This is a genomic window from Psychrobacter sp. AOP5-GZ1-6 (assembly GCF_052376345.1).
Taxonomy (GTDB): domain Bacteria; phylum Pseudomonadota; class Gammaproteobacteria; order Pseudomonadales; family Moraxellaceae; genus Psychrobacter.
In genome coordinates, this window is the sequence record NZ_JBQSVP010000394.1 from 1 (window position 1) to 270 (window position 270).

The window sequence follows — 270 nt, forward strand, 5'->3', positions numbered from 1 at the left end:
AATCATAAGGGCGAGCTTGTATCTGTTAAAGTCACTGCGGGTAATACGGATGACAGAGTGCCTGTTAAGGATATGGCAACGCCTGTGTTTGGCAAGGTGTTTGGGGATAGAGGCTATATCAGTAAAGCCCTAAACGAGTGGCTCACAAAACACAATGATACCACGTTGATAACCAAACTTCGGCGTAATATGAAACCCCAATTACTTGAGCCTATGGATGAGGCACTACTCAATCATCGCTCTTTGGTTGAAACGGTGTTTGGAGAGCTT

Annotated in this window: 1 protein-coding gene; it reads left to right on the top strand. The window is 44.8% G+C overall.

The annotated features are described in order from the left end of the window. A partial coding sequence (locus ACT3RN_RS16345) for a transposase (RefSeq protein WP_444518908.1) occupies nt 1-270 on the top strand: 270 nt, incomplete at both ends.